The organism is Streptomyces fagopyri (genome assembly GCF_009498275.1).
Lineage (GTDB): Bacteria > Actinomycetota > Actinomycetes > Streptomycetales > Streptomycetaceae > Streptomyces > Streptomyces fagopyri.
This window is the reverse complement of sequence record NZ_CP045643.1, coordinates 3,743,736-3,759,848: the sequence shown is the minus strand read 5'-3', so window position 1 is coordinate 3,759,848 and position 16,113 is coordinate 3,743,736. Positions and strand designations below refer to the sequence as shown.

16 protein-coding genes are annotated in these 16,113 nt (G+C 72.9%); 10 read left to right on the top strand and 6 right to left on the bottom strand.

The features are described from left to right. Window positions 1-33: 33 nt before the first annotated feature. The gene (mmpB, locus tag GFH48_RS39725) at window positions 34-162 is read right to left on the bottom strand and encodes a morphogenic membrane protein MmpB (protein WP_153288931.1); all 129 of its coding nucleotides are present in this window, start codon (window positions 160-162) and stop codon (window positions 34-36) included. A 162-nt stretch (window positions 163-324) separates the two neighbouring features. Here mmpB and GFH48_RS16010 point away from each other — a divergent pair, with 162 nt between their 5' ends. After that, window positions 325-708, top strand: coding sequence for a hypothetical protein (locus tag GFH48_RS16010; protein WP_228120612.1), 384 nt, complete (start codon window positions 325-327; stop codon window positions 706-708). A gap of 279 nt (window positions 709-987) precedes the next feature. Here GFH48_RS16010 and GFH48_RS16005 read toward each other — a convergent pair whose 3' ends face one another. Then, window positions 988-1,197 carry an acyl-CoA carboxylase epsilon subunit gene (locus GFH48_RS16005; protein ID WP_153288930.1) on the bottom strand — a complete coding sequence of 70 codons (210 nt, stop codon included), beginning with the start codon at window positions 1,195-1,197 and terminating at the stop codon, window positions 988-990. Between the two features lie 24 nt (window positions 1,198-1,221). Next, complete coding sequence (locus GFH48_RS16000) at window positions 1,222-2,823, bottom strand: acyl-CoA carboxylase subunit beta (RefSeq protein WP_153288929.1); 1,602 nt, start codon at window positions 2,821-2,823, stop codon at window positions 1,222-1,224. Between the two features lie 130 nt (window positions 2,824-2,953). Here GFH48_RS16000 and GFH48_RS15995 point away from each other — a divergent pair, with 130 nt between their 5' ends. Beyond that, window positions 2,954-3,829, top strand: coding sequence for a biotin--[acetyl-CoA-carboxylase] ligase (locus GFH48_RS15995; RefSeq protein ID WP_153288928.1), 876 nt, complete (start codon window positions 2,954-2,956; stop codon window positions 3,827-3,829). 159 nt (window positions 3,830-3,988) lie between these two features. Then, window positions 3,989-5,353: an adenylate/guanylate cyclase domain-containing protein gene (locus tag GFH48_RS15990; RefSeq protein ID WP_228120610.1), complete on the top strand. Its 1,365-nt coding sequence runs from the start codon at window positions 3,989-3,991 to the stop codon at window positions 5,351-5,353. A gap of 321 nt (window positions 5,354-5,674) precedes the next feature. On the opposite strand, the gene GFH48_RS39145 is transcribed toward GFH48_RS15990, so the two are convergent. After that, entirely contained in the window at window positions 5,675-6,601 is a 927-nt protein-coding gene (locus GFH48_RS39145; RefSeq protein WP_228120608.1) for a hypothetical protein, read from the bottom strand. A gap of 210 nt (window positions 6,602-6,811) precedes the next feature. On the opposite strand from GFH48_RS39145, the gene GFH48_RS15980 reads away from it, so the two are divergent. From GFH48_RS15980 to GFH48_RS15960, 5 genes are all read left to right on the top strand, one after another. Then, on the top strand, window positions 6,812-7,618 hold the full coding sequence (locus GFH48_RS15980; protein WP_153288927.1) for an enoyl-CoA hydratase/isomerase family protein: 807 nt from the start codon (window positions 6,812-6,814) through the stop codon (window positions 7,616-7,618). A 168-nt stretch (window positions 7,619-7,786) separates the two neighbouring features. Beyond that, the gene (locus GFH48_RS15975; RefSeq protein ID WP_153288926.1) at window positions 7,787-8,968 is read left to right on the top strand and encodes a GGDEF domain-containing protein; all 1,182 of its coding nucleotides are present in this window, start codon (window positions 7,787-7,789) and stop codon (window positions 8,966-8,968) included. A gap of 124 nt (window positions 8,969-9,092) precedes the next feature. Continuing rightward, the gene (gene hutH / locus GFH48_RS15970; protein WP_153292931.1) at window positions 9,093-10,631 is read left to right on the top strand and encodes a histidine ammonia-lyase; all 1,539 of its coding nucleotides are present in this window, start codon (window positions 9,093-9,095) and stop codon (window positions 10,629-10,631) included. Window positions 10,632-10,848: 217 nt separating this feature from the next. Next, the gene (locus GFH48_RS15965) at window positions 10,849-11,052 is read left to right on the top strand and encodes a cold-shock protein (RefSeq protein WP_028803001.1); all 204 of its coding nucleotides are present in this window, start codon (window positions 10,849-10,851) and stop codon (window positions 11,050-11,052) included. A gap of 150 nt (window positions 11,053-11,202) precedes the next feature. Further along, window positions 11,203-12,858, top strand: a complete 1,656-nt coding sequence (locus GFH48_RS15960) for a DEAD/DEAH box helicase (protein ID WP_153288925.1) — start codon at window positions 11,203-11,205, stop codon at window positions 12,856-12,858. 92 nt (window positions 12,859-12,950) lie between these two features. Here the strand turns inward: GFH48_RS15960 and GFH48_RS15955 are convergent, their stop codons facing one another. Then, entirely contained in the window at window positions 12,951-13,685 is a 735-nt protein-coding gene (locus tag GFH48_RS15955; protein WP_153288924.1) for a DUF2625 family protein, read from the bottom strand. 36 nt (window positions 13,686-13,721) lie between these two features. Then, window positions 13,722-14,072: an LPXTG cell wall anchor domain-containing protein gene (locus GFH48_RS15950; protein ID WP_153288923.1), complete on the bottom strand. Its 351-nt coding sequence runs from the start codon at window positions 14,070-14,072 to the stop codon at window positions 13,722-13,724. Window positions 14,073-14,182: 110 nt separating this feature from the next. Here GFH48_RS15950 and GFH48_RS15945 point away from each other — a divergent pair, with 110 nt between their 5' ends. Both GFH48_RS15945 and GFH48_RS15940 read left to right on the top strand, forming a co-directional pair. Then, the gene (locus GFH48_RS15945) at window positions 14,183-14,530 is read left to right on the top strand and encodes a hypothetical protein (RefSeq protein ID WP_153288922.1); all 348 of its coding nucleotides are present in this window, start codon (window positions 14,183-14,185) and stop codon (window positions 14,528-14,530) included. 235 nt (window positions 14,531-14,765) lie between these two features. After that, window positions 14,766-16,031, top strand: a complete 1,266-nt coding sequence (locus tag GFH48_RS15940; RefSeq protein ID WP_153288921.1) for a L,D-transpeptidase — start codon at window positions 14,766-14,768, stop codon at window positions 16,029-16,031. The last annotated feature ends 82 nt before the right edge of the window (window positions 16,032-16,113 follow it).

Here is a 16,113-nt window from a genome sequence, read left to right as displayed (position 1 = left end):
CGTATCGGCGCGGGCGTGTCGCCCGCCGCCCGCTCACATCAGCCCGAGGACGATCATCGCGAGCAGCATGGCCAGTGCCATGAGAACGCCGAGCCGCCGCAACATGTCCTGCATGTCGCGCAACTCCTTGGGGGGCTCGTTCTCGGGGTCGGACCACAGCATGTCCCCGATCGTGCGGCGGGTCGGGCGCCCGGCGCCTGAGTACGCGTACTCAACTTGCCTCCCACCCTGTAAACGGGTCTTGGGTTTCCTTAGTGGTCCGGTGCCTGCTACGGTTGCGCCCCTCACTAAAGGAACTGGAGGCCCTTTTAGTAGGGAGCTGCCGTGTTCATCAGCGCCTGGACCGCATCGCCCCAGCTCCCCAGCGAGGGCTTCACCCCCAACTGGTCGCGGGAGGGTTTCCGGCGGCAGTCGCTGCGCCAGGTCGTCAGGGTCGGCGCGGGCGGCGGCCGGGTCCGTGTGCGGCTCTCGCACGCCTACGGGACCTCACCGCTGCGGATCGCCGGGGCCACGGTGGCGCGCGCCGGCGCGGGTGCGGCGGTCGAGCCCGGCTCGCTGCGGCGGCTCACCTTCGGGGGCGCGGCCGGCGTCAGCGTCCCGGCGCGCGGACAGATCGTCAGCGACCCGGCGGAACTCGCCCTGGAACCCCTGGAGTCGGTCACCGTCACCCTCCACCTCGACGCCGTCACGACCGGGGGTACGGGGTGATGGCCGAGGCGGTCGCCGCCTCCTGGTAGGCGCGGACGGTCCATGGCGGCGCGGCTCTTGGCGGCCCTTGGGGCCCTGGGTCCCACGGGGGCCGATGGGGGGCACGGCCGACGACGGAGGCCACGGAGGCCGTAGGGGCCACGGAGGTCGCGGAGGTCGCAGGGGCCACGGAGTCCGCGGCGGACCACGACGGGCCGTGCGAGCGCGGCGGAGTCGCCCTCGCACGGTCCGTGCCCCCGCAGGGGGCGCACCGGCCGAAGCGGGCCGGCGGGTGCGGGTCTAGGCCGGCCAGTAGGTCCGGGTCCAGGTCGACGCGCCCGGCCGCGGCAGACGGCGGGTGGCGATGCGGGACGGGTCCGCCCACGCGTCCCTGGTTCCCGCCGCGCCGGACGGCGTGCCGGCCGCCGCCGCGGCGCGGACCTGGACCACCGCCAGTGCGGCGGCCAGCTCCTCGGGGGTCGGATTGCCCCGTACGACCTTGATGTTCATGTCCGCTCCCAGGGGTCCGATGGTCTACAGGGGGATGTTGCCGTGCTTCTTCGGAGGGAGTGATTCCCGCTTCGTGCGCAGCTGACGCAGGCCCCGTACGAGGTGGGAGCGGGTGTCGGAGGGCATGATCACCGCGTCGATGTAGCCGCGCTCGGCCGCCGTGTAGGGGTTGAGCAGCGCGTCCTCGTACTCCTGGATCAGCCGGGCCCGGGTGGCCTCCGCCTCGTCGGGGTCCGTGACGGCGGCGATGGTGCGCCGGTGCAGGATGTTCACCGCGCCCTGGGCGCCCATGACGGCGATCTGGGCGGTGGGCCAGGCGAGGTTGAGGTCGGCCCCGAGGTGCTTGGAGCCCATGACGTCGTACGCGCCGCCGAAGGCCTTGCGGGTGATGACCGTGATGAGCGGGACGGTGGCCTCGGCGTACGCGTAGATCAGCTTGGCGCCGCGGCGGATGATGCCGGTGTGCTCCTGGCCGACGCCCGGGAGGAAGCCGGGGACGTCCACGAAGGTGATGACCGGGACGTTGAAGGCGTCGCAGGTGCGGACGAAGCGGGCCGCCTTCTCCGAGGCGTCGATGTCCAGGCAACCGGCGAACTGCATGGGCTGGTTGGCGACGATCCCCACCGGCCGGCCCTCGACCCGGCCGAAGCCGGTCAGGATGTTCGGCGCGAACAGCGGCTGCGTCTCGAAGAACTCGGCGTCGTCCAGGACGTGTTCGATCACCGTGTGCATGTCGTACGGCTGGTTCGCGCTGTCCGGCACGATCGTGTCCAGCTCGCGGTCCTCGTCGGTGATCGCGAGGTCCGCCTCCTCCGGGAACACCGGGGGCTCGCTGAGGTTGTTGGACGGCAGGTACGACAGCAGCTGCTTGACGTACTCGATGGCGTCCTTCTCGTCGCCCGCCATGTGGTGGGCCACACCCGACACCGCGTTGTGCGTGCGGGCGCCGCCGAGCTCCTCGAAGCCGACGTCCTCGCCCGTCACGGTCTTGATGACGTCCGGACCCGTGATGAACATGTGCGAGGTCTGGTCGACCATGACCGTGAAGTCGGTGATCGCGGGGGAGTAGACCGCGCCGCCCGCGCAGGGCCCGACGACCAGGCTGATCTGCGGGATCACGCCCGAGGCATGGGTGTTGCGGCGGAAGATCTCGCCGTACATGCCGAGGGCCGAGACGCCCTCCTGGATGCGGGCGCCGCCCGAGTCGTTGATGCCGATGACCGGACAGCCGGTCTTCAGCGCGAAGTCCATCACCTTCATGATCTTCTGCCCGAACACCTCGCCGAGGGCGCCTCCGAAGACCGTGAAGTCCTGCGAGAAGACGGCGACGGGGCGGCCGTCGACCATGCCGTACCCGGTGACGACACCGTCGCCGTACGGGCGGTTCTGCTCCATGCCGAAGTCGGTCGAGCGGTGCTGCGCGAACTCGTCGAGCTCGACGAAGGAGCCCTCGTCGATCAGCAGATCGATCCGCTCACGGGCCGTCAGTTTTCCTTTGGCGTGCTGCTTTTCGACGGCACGCGCCGAGCCGGCGTGCGTCGCCTCCTGGACGCGGCGCCGCAGATCCGCGAGTTTGCCCGCGGTCGTGTGGATGTCGGGGTGGTGCAGCTCTTCCGGCTCGGACATCGGGATGCGGCTCCCTGCCTGCTCAGTGGGACGTGAGGGTGATGTGCTCAGGGGGTTGCTACTGACTCGTAGGGTAGTGGTGCCGATACGGTTCGGCAGTGCGGCGTTTACCACACCTAGGGTGGGTTGCATGACGCCGCGAGATGCCTCAGACGCGAACGACAACCGATGGTCCGACCTGGACCGTCCGCCCCTCAACGCCACCGCCCTGCGCCGGGCGCTGGTGCGCGACGGCGCGGACGGCGGGCTCTGGAGCGATCTCCAGGTCGTGGCCGGTACCGGATCCACCAACAGCGACCTGGTCGGGCTGGCCGTCTCCGGGAAAGCGGACGAGGGGACCGTGCTCGTCGCCGAGGAGCAGAACGCCGGGCGCGGCCGCCTGGACCGGCGATGGACGGCGCCGGCCCGCTCGGGCCTGTTCTTCTCCGTCCTGCTCAAACCCACCGGGGTCCCCGTCGAGCGCTGGGGCTGGCTCCCGCTGCTGACCGGGGTCGCGGTGGCGACGGCCCTGTCCCGGGTCGCGGGTGTCGACACGGCACTCAAGTGGCCCAACGACCTTCTGGTCACGGTGGACGGCGGGGAACGCAAGGCGGGCGGCATCCTCGCCGAACGCGCCGGCAGCGACGCGGTCGTGGTCGGCATCGGCATCAACGTCACCCTGCGCGAGGACGAGCTCCCGGTGCCGGGCGCGGGGTCGCTCGCCCTCGCCGGAGCGACGACCACGGACCGTGACACCGTGCTGCGGGCCGTGCTGCGCTCGCTGGAGCAGTGGTACGGGAAGTGGGTCGCCGCCGGCGGCGACCCCGACGCCTCCGGTCTCCAGGAGACATATGCCGCCGGGTGCGCGACGCTCGGACGAGTGGTGCGGGCCGAACTTCCGGGCGACAGGTCGATCACCGGGGAGGCGGTGGCCGTCGACGGGGACGGACGTCTGGTCCTGGCCACGGAGGAGGGGGTGCAGCAGCCGGTGGGCGCCGGAGACATCGTCCACCTGAGGCCGGCCTGAGCGAAGGAGGCCGGCGGGCCGTACTCAGCGGTGGGCGGGCACCCGGTCGTGGTCCCGGGCCCCGGTCAGGTGTACGAGTCAGGAGTGAGCCAGCGCACACCTGCCGTAGAGTTGAGCGCGGTCGATACCTGACCGTGGCAGATCGGAAAGGCAGCAGGCGTGACCGTCGACGACACGGGCTCCGGCACGGGTGCGCACCCCGCTCCCGACGGTGAGCCGGGGCGTACCGCCGGGTCGGCCACCGACCCGGCGCCCGCGGCCGGTGAAGCCGACCTGCGGCGTGACGAGCACGCCGGGGCCCCCGGGAACGCCGCGGACCCTCAGGAGCGGCCGGATACGGACACGCGCGCGGATCGGAATCTGTCGGACACCCCGAGCCCGCCGCCGGACCCGCAGGGGCGGCTGGACGCCCAGGGCCGGCTGGACGCGCAGAACCGGCTGGACGAGCAGGCCGCCGACTCCGGGGAGGATCCCCTCGCCCTGCGCCTGGAACAGCTCATCCTGGGCGCCGAGCGCCGCTACACGCCCTTCCAGGCCGCCCGCAGCGCCGGTGTCTCCATGGAGCTGGCCTCCCGCTTCTGGCGGGCCATGGGCTTCGCCGACATAGGTCAGGCCAAGGCGCTGACCGAGGCCGACGTCCTGGCCCTGCGCCGGCTGGCGGGTCTCGTCGAGGCGGGCCTGCTCAGCGAGGCGATGGCGGTGCAGGTCGCCCGGTCGACCGGCCAGACCACGGCACGGCTGGCCGAGTGGCAGATCGACTCGTTCCTGGAGGGGCTGACCGAGCCCCCGGAACCGGGGATGACGCGCACCGAGGTGACGTACCCCCTGATCGAGCTGCTCCTGCCCGAGCTGGAGGAGTTCATCGTCTACGTCTGGCGGCGCCAGCTCGCCGCCGCGACCGGCCGGGTCGTGCAGGCCGGTGACGACGAGGAGATGGTCGACCGCCGCCTCGCCGTCGGCTTCGCGGACCTCGTCGGGTTCACCCGGCTGACCCGCCGCATGGAGGAGGAGGAGCTCGGCGAGCTCGTCGAGGCGTTCGAGACCACCGCGGCGGACCTGGTGGCCGCGCACGGGGGCCGGCTCATCAAGACCCTCGGCGACGAGGTGCTGTACTCCGCTGACGACGCGGGTGTCGCCGCCGAGATCGCCCTGCGGCTCATCGAGACGATGGCCAACGACGAGACCATGCCGGAGCTGCGTGTCGGTATCGCCTTCGGCACCGTCACGACCCGGATGGGCGACGTCTTCGGCACGACGGTGAACCTCGCCTCCCGCCTCACGTCGATAGCGCCTCGGGACGCCGTCCTGGTCGACGGCGCCTTCGCGGAGGAACTGGTGCGGACCAAGGACGCCCCCGTCTCCGAGGCCGAGGCCGCCGAGGCGGCGGCCACCGCGGAGAAGGAGGGCGAGGAGCCGCCCGCCTACCGCTTCGCCCTCCAGCCGATGTGGCAGCGCCCGGTCCGCGGCCTCGGCGTGGTCGAACCGTGGCTGCTGGCCCGCCGGGAGCTGTCGGACACGCCCTGAGGGCCGGCCCGTGATCCCCGAGCGACGTCCGGCGCGCCAGCGGGCGGCGTCGGACACGGGCGGGCCCCGGAGCGGGGCGGCGAAGGGGCGGGAGCGGGGCGAGGGCGCGTCCTCGTAGGGGGCGGGCCGGTCCGGGCGATCCGGTCCGGGCGATCGGGCGGCGCGGCGAGGTGCCGTGGCCGCCGTCGTACCCCCGTGCGGTCACGGGGCGGCCCCCGGCCGTACGTCCCGTCCCGCAGGGCCGTCCTCCTCACCCTGCCGGATCGTTCCTCCGCCGGATTCTTTCCCGCCGGCCGCTCCCGGCGTCCGGCCGTGCCCCCGCTACCCGTGTCCCAGCGGGTCCGTCAGGCTGTTGACGCAGATTCCCACGATCGGCACGCAGAGGCCGGGGGAAGCGGGCTTCGGGGCCGGGGCCGGGGCGTGGGTGGTGGCGCCGGGCGTGGGATGCGGCGCGGGCGCGGCCGGCGGCTGCGACGGTACGGGTGCCGTGGGGATGCCGGTGGTGTCCGGCGCGTCGTCCACGGGCGCGCCCGCGCCGCCCGGCGGACGCGCCCCGGGCCGAGCCGTGGCCGAGGGGCCCGTCGTCCCGGCCCGTCCTGTTGGTCCCGTCGCTCCGGCCGCTCCGGACGGTCCCGTCGATGCCGTCGCGCCGGGACTCGCGCCCGCTGCCGGGGTCGCGCCCGCCCCGCCCCGCGCGGGTGCGCCGGCGGTCGCGGGACGCGCGGAGGGCGCGGCCCAGACGGTCGGCGAGGCGTCGAGCGCCCCGTCGTCGGCGACCCCCGGTCTGGGCTCCGCCTCCGCGCCCCCGCCGATCCCGGTGACTCCGTCCGGAGCCATCCGCGCGAGGCTCAGCGCGCCGGCGGCCAGTGCGAGGCCGCCCACCGCGAGGAGCGCCCGGCGCGGACGCGGCCTGCGGTGCCGCCCACGGCCGGTGCGCCGCGCGAGCGCCGGGGGGACGGTATCGGCCGCCTCCGCCGTCGCCGGGGCGCGGTTCGGGGCGTCCGGCGGGGTGCCGGCGTCCCGGGTCGGTCCGGGCGGGGCGGGGGCCCTGACCGGCTCGGGGCGGGGCGGTTCCCCGCCGCGCGGCCGGGCCGGTGGCCGCGGCGCGGCGGCTCCCCCCGGCCGGGGGGAGCCGAGCGCCTGGGAGAGCGTTGCCACGCGGGTGGTGGGCTCCGTGGACCCCATGGGGACCGAGGCCACCCGCGCTCTCGGCTCCCTTGCCACGTCGGTCGTCGTGCCGTTCGTCATGGTCATCCCTCCCCGGTGTGCGGACGTCCCCCGAAGCCCTGGGCGGTGCGCAGGTTATGCGTCTTTTGGGGGCCTGGGGCGGGAGTTGGGCGAGATGTCACCCGAACGGGGAGGTGCGGCCGAAGGGGCGGGTTCCGCCGGAGGGCACCGGCTGCGATGATCGGGGGAGGCGGAAGTTAACCCGCGTTAACCGTTCACAGGGAGGGTGTCATGGTGGAACAGGGAGACGAGCGGCGGTTCGGGGAGTTCGTCGCCGTGCGTCGGCACGAGTACGTCGCGGAGCTGGCCCTCGACCGGCCGAAGGCCATGAACGCCGTGTCCACGGAGATGGCCCGTTCCCTCGCCGGCGCCTGCGCGGCGCTGGCCGCCGACCCCGACGTACGGGTCGTGGTGCTGACCTCCACCCACGAGCGGGCCTTCTGCGTGGGCGCCGACCTGAAGGAGCGCAACTCCTTCACCGACGCCGACCTGATGCGGCAGCGCCCCGTGGCGCGGGCCGCGTACACCGGCGTTCTGGAGCTGCCGATGCCGACCGTCGCCGCCGTGCACGGCTTCGCGCTCGGCGGCGGGTTCGAGCTGGCGCTCTCCTGCGACCTGATCGTGGCCGACCGTACGGCGGTGCTCGGGCTGCCCGAGGTGTCGGTCGGGGTGATCCCGGGAGGCGGCGGTACGCAGTTGCTGCCGCGCCGCGTCGGTGCGGCCCGCGCGGCCGAGCTGATCTTCTCGGCGCGCCGTCTGGAGGCGGTCGAGGCGCGGGAGTTGGGGCTCGTCGACGAACTCGTGGAGGAGGGCCGGGACCGTGCGGAGGCGCTGGCGCTCGCCGCCCGTGTCGCCGCCAACTCGCCCGTCGGTCTGCGGGCCGCCAAGCGGGCGCTGCGGCTCGGGCAGGGGCTCGACCTCCGTGCGGGCCTGGAGGTCGAGGACGCCGCCTGGCGGTCGGTCGCCTTCTCCGGGGACCGGGCGGAGGGGGTCGCGGCCTTCAACGAGAAGCGCAAGCCGCAGTGGCCCGGCCGGTAGTTCCCGGGCAGCGGCACGGCGGCGCCCCGCCGGCCGCACGGCGCGGCGCCGGGCGTTCGCGGGTGCCCGCCGCGCCCGTACGGCCACTCGGGCCCCTGTTCGCCGTACCGGCATCCCATTCGCCCTACCGACGCGCCAAATGTACGTAAATGTCCCTAGCCTGTAGTGATGGGTGAGGACAGACGGCTGAGGGCCGTGGTGGAGCTGGCGCAGGGGATGGCGGCGGCGCAGACCCCACGCGAATCGTGGCGGGCCGCGGCGCTCGGTGCCTGCCACGCGCTCAGCGGGAGCTTCGCCGCGCTCTCCGTGTGGGAGCGCGAACTCGGCCGGTTGCGCGTCCTGGTGAACGTGGGTGAACGCGCGCCGGACGAGGAGGAGTTCCCCGAGGGGGAGGCCTACCCGGTGCATCAGTTCCCGGAGATCGTCGAGTTCCTGCACGAGCGCTGGGCCGGTGGCGGTGGCCCGAACGCCTGGGTGGAGACCGCGGACGGCCCGGCGGGGGACCGGGCCGGAGAGCGCGGTCCGGGGGCGCCTCCCAGTGCCGGCTGCGGGAGGGTCGCCGCCCTGCGCAGGCGCGGGCGCGGCTGCTGCGTGGTCGCCCCGGTCGTGCTGCACGGACGCGCCTGGGGCGAGCTGTACGTGGCCCGCCCCGCGTCGGAGCCCTTCTTCGACCGGCCCGACGCGGACTTCGCGACCGTGCTCGCCTCCGTCGTCGCGGCCGGGATCGCCCAGACCGAGCAGTTGGAGGAGGCCCGGCGGCTGGCGTTCACGGACGCCCTCACCGGCCTCGCCAACCGCCGCGCGGTGGACGTGCGCCTGGACGAGGCGATCGGGAGGCACCGGGCGGAGGGCGTCGTGGTCAGTCTCGTGGTCTGCGACCTCAACGGGCTCAAGCGCGTGAACGACACCCGCGGGCACGCCGTCGGAGACCGGCTCCTGGAGCGGTTCGGGTCGGTGCTGTCGCTGTGCGGGGCGATGCTGCCGGGCACCCTCGCCGCGCGCCTCGGCGGTGACGAGTTCTGTCTTCTCGCGGTCGGGCCGCCGGCCGACGAGGTCGTGCGCGTCGCCGCCGAACTCTGCCGCCGCGCGGCCGACTTGGAACTGGGCGAGGGGGTGGCGTGCGGGGTCGCCTCGACCGGGGACCCGATCGGGCCGGTGCGTTCGGCACGCCGGCTCTTCCGGCTGGCCGACGCCGCCCAGTACCGGGCGAAGGCGGTACGCGCGGCACGGCCCGTCGTCGCCGGGCGGGCGGGACCCGACGACCCGGTCGTGCGTCTGGCCGACGCGCCGCCCCCGGCCGAGGGGGAGCGCCGCCGCTTCCGGGGGCGTCACGAGCAGCGCCGTCCATGACGCCGTGCCGTCCTCCGGAGGCGTGACGCCGTGACGTATCCGAAGTAAGGGGCGAAGGGGCCATCCACTAGTGACACCACTAGTGACATCGCGGAATTCACTGCGTACGCTCCTGAATATGGATATGCATACTGTGGTGGTGGGGACGTCCGGCGTGACCGCGTCCGACGTTCTCGCCGTGGCGCGCGGCGGCGCCCGGATCGAGCTCGCCGACGAGGCGGTGACGGCCCTGGCCGCGGCCCGCGAGATCGTGGACGCGCTGGCCGCCAAGCCGGAGCCCGTCTACGGCGTCTCGACCGGCTTCGGCGCGCTCGCGAGCCGGCACATCAGCCCGGAACTCCGCGCCCAGCTGCAGCGCAACATCGTCCGCTCGCACGCCGCCGGGATGGGCCCGCGCGTCGAGCGCGAGGTCGTGCGCGCGCTGATGTTCCTGCGGCTCAAGACCGTCTGCTCGGGGCACACCGGCGTCCGGCCCGAGGTCGCGCGGACCATGGCCGACATCCTCAACGCGGGCATCACCCCGGTCGTGCACGAGTACGGTTCGCTGGGCTGCTCCGGCGACCTGGCACCGCTCTCCCACTGCGCGCTGACGCTGATGGGCGAGGGCGACGCGGAGGGCCCGGACGGCACGGTCCGCCCCGCCGGCGAACTCCTCGCCGAGCACGGCATCAAGCCCGTCGAACTGCGCGAGAAGGAGGGCCTCGCCCTTCTCAACGGCACCGACGGCATGCTCGGCATGCTGGTCATGGCCCTCGCCGACCTGGACACGCTCTACAAGTCCGCCGACGTCACCGCGGCCCTCTCCCTCGAAGCCCTGCTCGGCACCGACAAGGTCCTCGCCCCCGAGCTGCACGCCATCCGCCCGCACCCCGGACAGGGCGCCTCGGCCGCCAACATGCTGGCCGTGCTCAAGGGTTCGGAGCTCACCGGCCACCACCAGGACGGCGCCCCGCGCGTCCAGGACGCCTACTCCGTGCGCTGCGCCCCGCAGGTCGCGGGCGCCGGCCGCGACACCCTCGCGCACGCCCGGCTCGTCGCGGAGCGCGAACTCGCCGCCGCCGTCGACAACCCGCTCGTGCTGCCGGACGGCCGTGTCGAGTCGAACGGCAACTTCCACGGTGCGCCGGTCGCCTACGTCCTCGACTTCCTGGCCATCGCCGCCGCCGACCTGGGTTCCATCTCCGAGCGCCGCACCGACCGGCTGCTCGACAAGAACCGCTCGCACGGACTGCCGCCGTTCCTCGCGGACGACGCGGGCGTCGACTCCGGTCTGATGATCGCCCAGTACACGCAGGCCGCGCTGGTCAGCGAGATGAAGCGGCTCGCCGTACCGGCGTCCGTGGACTCCATCCCGTCCTCCGCCATGCAGGAGGACCACGTCTCCATGGGGTGGTCGGCCGCGCGCAAGCTGCGCACCGCGGTGGACAACCTCACCCGCATCGTCGCGATCGAGCTGTACGCCGCCACCCGCGCGATCGAACTGCGCGAGGGTCTGGCCCCCGCCCCGGCGTCGCGCGCCGTGATCGACGCCGTCCGCGCGGCCGGCGTCCAGGGGCCGGGTCCCGACCGGTTCCTCTCCCCGGACCTGGAGGCGGCCGACGCCTTCGTGCGCGCCGGCCTGGTCGTGACCGCGGTCGAACCGGTCACCGGTCCGCTGCTGTAGCCCGCCCGCTGTCGTACGCCGCGGAGGGCGCCGCCGGACGGCCGGCGCGCCCTCACGGGGCCGCAGAGTGTGCTACTGTCTCATTGATACGTTTTTGGTACCCATTTACTTTGTGCGCCTGATCGGAATCCTCCGCAGGCGCGTTTTGTTTTACCGGCATCTCCGGCATTTCCCGGTGCATCTCCGGATTGGGGCCCTACCTGTTCAGGAGAGAAACATGGCTACCGGCACCGTGAAGTGGTTCAACTCGGAAAAGGGCTTCGGCTTCATCGAGCAGGACGGCGGCGGCCCCGACGTCTTCGCCCACTACTCCAACATCGCCAGCTCCGGCTTCCGTGAGCTGCTGGAGGGCCAGAAGGTCTCGTTCGACGTCGCGCAGGGCCAGAAGGGCCTGCAGGCGGAGAACATCATCCCCGCCTGATTTCGGGGACGCGCTTTTCCAGAGCCGGGGCCCGCACCTTCGGGTGCGGGTCCCGGCTCGTGCTGTGAGTGCTCATGAATGCCGCGCATAAAGGCGGCGGGCGCTGTGCGTGCAGTCCGTGGGGCCCCAGGAAGGAAATCCAGATCCAGCATGACTCGATCCGAACGTCCCGTCCGTAAGCGGCCGGCGAATGCGCGTGGCGGCGCCCAGACCGGCGGCTCCGCGAGGAACGCGGGCCGCGGTGGCGGCCGGGGCGCCGGCCAGGGCCCCGCCCGCAAGGCGGCGGCACCGCAGGAGTTCTCCCTGCCCGAGACCATCACCCCGGCCCTGCCCGCCGTCGACTCCTTCGACGCGCTGGACATGCCGGCCGCCCTGACCAAGACCCTCGCGGCGCAGGGTGTCACCGAGCCCTTCCCGATCCAGGGCGCGACCCTGCCCAACTCGCTGGCCGGACGCGACGTCCTGGGCCGGGGCCGGACCGGCTCCGGCAAGACGCTCGCCTTCGGGCTCGCGCTGCTGGCCCGCACCGCCGGCCGGCGCGCCGAACCGAGGGCACCGCTCGCCCTCGTCCTGGTGCCCACGCGTGAGCTGGCCCAGCAGGTCGACGACGCGCTGACGCCGTACGCGACCGCCGTGAACCTGCGTGTCGTCACCGCGGTCGGCGGCATGTCGATCGGCCGCCAGGCCGGTACGCTGCGCCGCGGCGCCGAGGTGCTCGTGGCCACCCCCGGGCGGCTGAAGGACCTCATCGAGCGCGGCGACTGCACGCTCGGCCAGGTCGCGATCACCGTCCTCGACGAGGCCGACCAGATGGCCGACATGGGCTTCATGCCGCAGGTCACCGCGCTGCTCCAGCAGGTCGAGCCGGACGGTCAGCGACTGCTCTTCTCGGCGACGCTGGACAAGAACATCGACCGGCTCGTCCGGATGTTCCTGACGGACCCCGTGGTGCACTCCGTCGACCCGTCGGCGGGCGCGGTGACGACCATGGAGCACCACGTGCTGCACGTCGCCGACGAGACCGACAAGAAGGCCGTGGCGCTGCGGATCGCCGCGCGCGACGGCCGCGTGATCCTGTTCGTGGACACCAAGCGCGGTGCCGACCGGTTCACCAAGCGGCTGCTGGCCAACGGTGTACGGGCCTCCGCGCTGCACGGCGGGCGCAGCCAGCCGCAGCGCAACCGGACCCTCGACCAGTTCAAGAACGGACAGGTCACCGCGCTGGTCGCCACCAACGTGGCCGCTCGTGGCATCCACATCGACGACCTCGACCTCGTCGTCAACGTCGACCCGCCGACGGACCACAAGGACTACCTGCACCGGGGCGGCCGTACCGCGCGGGCCGGCGAGTCCGGCAGCGTCGTCACCCTCGTCCTGCCCGAGCAGCGGCGGGAGATGACGCGTCTGATGGCGGACGCGGGCATCACCCCGCGCTCCGCCCGGGTCAAGTCGAGCGACGAGGAACTGGCCCGTCTCACCGGCGCCCGCGAGCCCTCCGGGGTTCCGGTCGTCATCGAGGTGCCCCAGCCCGCCGAGCAGCCGAAGCAGCGGCCCCGGTCGCGGCCCCGGACGGGCGGCGGCGCACGGCGCCCCGCGGGTTCGGGAACGGGCGCGGAGTCGCAGGGCCGGCAGGGGCAGGGACGCCAGCCGCAGCGCGGCACGGGCGGTGCCACCGGCGGTGCCGGCGGCGCCACCGGTGGACGTCGTACCGGCGGTGGGAGCGGGGCCGGCGGCGGCGCCCGTGGGCGTGCTCCGCAGCGCCGTACGGAGCGTGGCGGACAGGGCGGCGGCCGGCGCGCCGCGTAGGCGCCCGGCCGGGCCGGCTCCCGGCCATGTGCGCCGGTCTCGGACTCCACGGGTCCCGGACTCCTTCGGGAGACCGGGACCCGTCAGGTCTCTCAGGGGTGGAAGTTGCCGAGGAAACCCGGGTCGATCTTGTCGAGCTCCAGGCCGACGTCCCGGTGCAGATCGAGGAGTTCGGTCATGTGCAGGGCGCGGCGGCGGGCCGCGGGCAGGTCACGGCGGGCGTCGGCCGACCACAGCACCGGGTCGAACGTGATGCCCTGGGAGCCGGGGAGCGGGCCCGTCTCGGCCCGCCAGCCGGGCCAGCGCAGATTGTCGTAGAACTCCTCGGCGCCGCCTTCCAGGAGCCAGCTGAGCCAGGCCGCGTGGCCCACGCCGAGTGCCTCCCAGCGCAGTGCGTCCGGCGCGAAGTAGAGCACCTCGCCGGGCCCTCCGGGGCGGCCCACCGCGCCCGGCTCGGGTCCGTTGAGCGCATAGGTCCCGCCGAGGACGTCATGGCCGACGACGAGCCCGCCGTCCGGCCGCCACACCGGGTCGAACCGGTCGGGGAACTCGTTGACGTCCGCGATGCCCGGCGGGCCCTTGGGCGAGCCGCGGCCCGGACTTCCGTAGATGCGCAGCCAGCCGCTGTCCAGTGACACGCCGCCGCAGTTGAGGACGAAGGCGCCGAGCCAGGAGCGCGCGGTGACCTGTAGTTGCAGCAGGGAGGCGCGGGCCTGGGCCGGCTCCACCGGGAGCACCTCCAGGGACACCCTGCTGGTGGAGATCGCCTCGGACAGGAGGGGCCATGCGGGCTCCTCGACATCGGTCAGCTCGGTCAGGTCTCGCATGGGCATCCCGTGGGGTTCCGGGCCGGAGCGCTGCGCTCAGAAGGCCGCCGTGCGTTCCCGGCGCACCGAGTAGGTCACAAAGCCGGCGCCGAGGCCGAGGAAGAGGGTGCCGCCGACGACGTACGGCGTCGTGTTGACGCTTCCGGTGTCGGCGAGCCGGGTCTGGTCGTCGCCCGGCCCGGTGACGGCCCCGTCCGTTCTGCCGGCCGTGGTCGTGGTCGCCGTGGTGGCGGCCGTCGTGGTGGCGGCCGACCCGTCGGCGGCCGGTGCCGACCCGTGCTGAACAGGATGTTCCGGAGTCGCGTTGGCGGACGGGACGAACCACAGGGCTCCCAGGAGGGTCCCCGCTGCGGTGGCGGTCAGCAACGAGCGACGTGCGGCGGACACGTAATATCGATCCCCTTGTGGCGCTGGCGAATTGGCCGTGCGGCCCGATGCTAATGAAAGGCGCGGGTCGTGGGAAAGTCGTGGGGACCTCGGGCCGTACGCTCCGTCTCATGAGTACTCCTGAGACATCACGGTTTGTCCGGCTTCGTGTGGAGCTGGTACTGGAAGTCGACGACGCGGACGCCGTCACCAAGGCCGCGCTGCGTCGCCTCGCGGACGACTCCGGCATGCAGTCCGACGAGCGGGCGCACGCCGAGAACGCCGTGACGGAAGACACGGCCGAAGCCCTCGCGTATCTCGTCGATCCGTTCGACCTGGTCAGCGAGGTGCCCGGGGTCGAACTCGCCCAGGCGTCCTGGAGCAGCGAGCCGATCGACTACGACCCCGATTCGCCGGAATGGGACCTCGACGAGGATGATGACGACGTGGACGACGACGAAGAAGTCGGAGTCGGCTGAGGCGCCTTGGGAAATTCGTGACCCCGGGTGGCAACCGCCGCCCGGGGTTCGTTCGTCTCAGGCGACGCACGGGCCACTTCCGCACCACGGGTTCGGTCCGGCCGCCGGTCCGCCCGGTCGGCGCCGTTGATCGGCGTGGTGCGTCCCACATGGCCGAGGAGTGCGGAGTGGGACGAGGCGGTCGTACGTTGAAGGTTCCTACGGGAATATTGCGGTATTTGGTGATTCGGCAACGATGGAGAAGCGTGTGATGACGGACAGTAAGCGGGGTCGAGGCCTGGTGGCCGCGTCCGCACTGCTCGGCGGAGTGCTGGTGCTCTCTGCGTGCAGCGGGGGCGGCAGCAAGGCCAACGCCTCGGACGGCGGCCGGTCCTCGCAGGCCCAGGCCGACGAGGCGGCGGCCAAGAAGAGTTCGGAGGCGCAGATCAAGATCACGCCGGCCGACGGCTCCGACAACGCGTCCATCAACAACGCCGCCGCGGTCACTGTGACCAAGGGCACACTCACCTCCGTCGCCATGAAGACGGCGGACGGCACGGCCGTCTCCGGCCGGATATCGGCCGACAAGAAGAGCTGGAAGCCCGCGGCCCAGCTGGACCGTGCCACGACGTACAAGGTCGCGGCCGAGGCCACCGACTCCGCGGGCCTGGTGGCCCACGAGAACGCCTCGTTCACCACGGTCTCCCCGGCCAACAGCTTCATCGGCAACTTCACGCCGGAGGACGGTTCCACCGTCGGCGTCGGCATGCCCGTCTCGATCAACTTCAACAAGGCGATCACCGACAAGGCCGCCGTGCAGAAGGGGATCACGGTCTCCTCCAGCAGCGGCCAGGAGGTCGTCGGCCACTGGTTCGGCGCCAGCCGTCTCGACTTCCGTCCGGAGAACTACTGGACGGGCGGCTCCACCGTCACCCTGAAGCTGAACCTGGACGGCGTCCAGGGCGCGAGCGGTGTGTACGGCGTACAGCAGAAGACGGTCACGTTCAAGATCGGCCGTAACCAGGTCTCGATCGTCGACGCGCAGACCAAGACCATGAAGGTCACGCAGGACGGCAAGACGATCAAGACGATCCCGATCTCCTCGGGGTCCCCGGAGCACAAGACGTACCAGGGTCAGATGGTGATCTCCGAGAAGTTCAAGGAGACCCGGATGAACGGCTCGACGGTCGGCTTCACGAACTCCGACGGCAAGGGCGAGTACGACATCAAGGACGTGCCGCACGCCATGCGTCTGTCGAACTCCGGCACCTTCGTGCACGGCAACTACTGGGGCGCCAAGTCCATCTTCGGCTCGGTGAACACCAGTCACGGCTGTGTCGGCCTGTCCGACACGAAGGGTGCCGACGACGCGAACACCCCCGCGGCCTGGTTCTACAACCACTCGCTGATCGGTGACGTCGTGGTCGTCAAGAACACCGGCGACAAGACCGTCGCCCCGGACAACGGCCTCAACGGCTGGAACCTGGACTGGGCGTCCTGGAAGGCCGGTTCGGCGGCCTGACGCCGGCACCCGCCCCACCGAAACCCCGCCGATGGCGGCGGCCCGCACGGGCCGCCGCCATCGGCGTTCGCACAGGCTTCCG

Coding starts and splice junctions, on each gene's coding strand:
- mmpB (WP_153288931.1), bottom strand. CDS start 162: ATGCTGTGGTCCGACCCCGAGAACGAGCCCCCCAAGGAGTTGCGCGAC.
- GFH48_RS16005 (WP_153288930.1), bottom strand. CDS start 1,197: ATGAACATCAAGGTCGTACGGGGCAATCCGACCCCCGAGGAGCTGGCC.
- GFH48_RS16000 (WP_153288929.1), bottom strand. CDS start 2,823: ATGTCCGAGCCGGAAGAGCTGCACCACCCCGACATCCACACGACCGCG.
- GFH48_RS15995 (WP_153288928.1), top strand. CDS start 2,954: ATGACGCCGCGAGATGCCTCAGACGCGAACGACAACCGATGGTCCGAC.
- GFH48_RS39145 (WP_228120608.1), bottom strand. CDS start 6,601: ATGACGAACGGCACGACGACCGACGTGGCAAGGGAGCCGAGAGCGCGG.
- GFH48_RS15980 (WP_153288927.1), top strand. CDS start 6,812: ATGGTGGAACAGGGAGACGAGCGGCGGTTCGGGGAGTTCGTCGCCGTG.
- GFH48_RS15975 (WP_153288926.1), top strand. CDS start 7,787: ATGGGTGAGGACAGACGGCTGAGGGCCGTGGTGGAGCTGGCGCAGGGG.
- hutH (WP_153292931.1), top strand. CDS start 9,093: ATGCATACTGTGGTGGTGGGGACGTCCGGCGTGACCGCGTCCGACGTT.
- GFH48_RS15965 (WP_028803001.1), top strand. CDS start 10,849: ATGGCTACCGGCACCGTGAAGTGGTTCAACTCGGAAAAGGGCTTCGGC.
- GFH48_RS15960 (WP_153288925.1), top strand. CDS start 11,203: ATGACTCGATCCGAACGTCCCGTCCGTAAGCGGCCGGCGAATGCGCGT.
- GFH48_RS15955 (WP_153288924.1), bottom strand. CDS start 13,685: ATGCGAGACCTGACCGAGCTGACCGATGTCGAGGAGCCCGCATGGCCC.
- GFH48_RS15945 (WP_153288922.1), top strand. CDS start 14,183: ATGAGTACTCCTGAGACATCACGGTTTGTCCGGCTTCGTGTGGAGCTG.
- GFH48_RS15940 (WP_153288921.1), top strand. CDS start 14,766: ATGGAGAAGCGTGTGATGACGGACAGTAAGCGGGGTCGAGGCCTGGTG.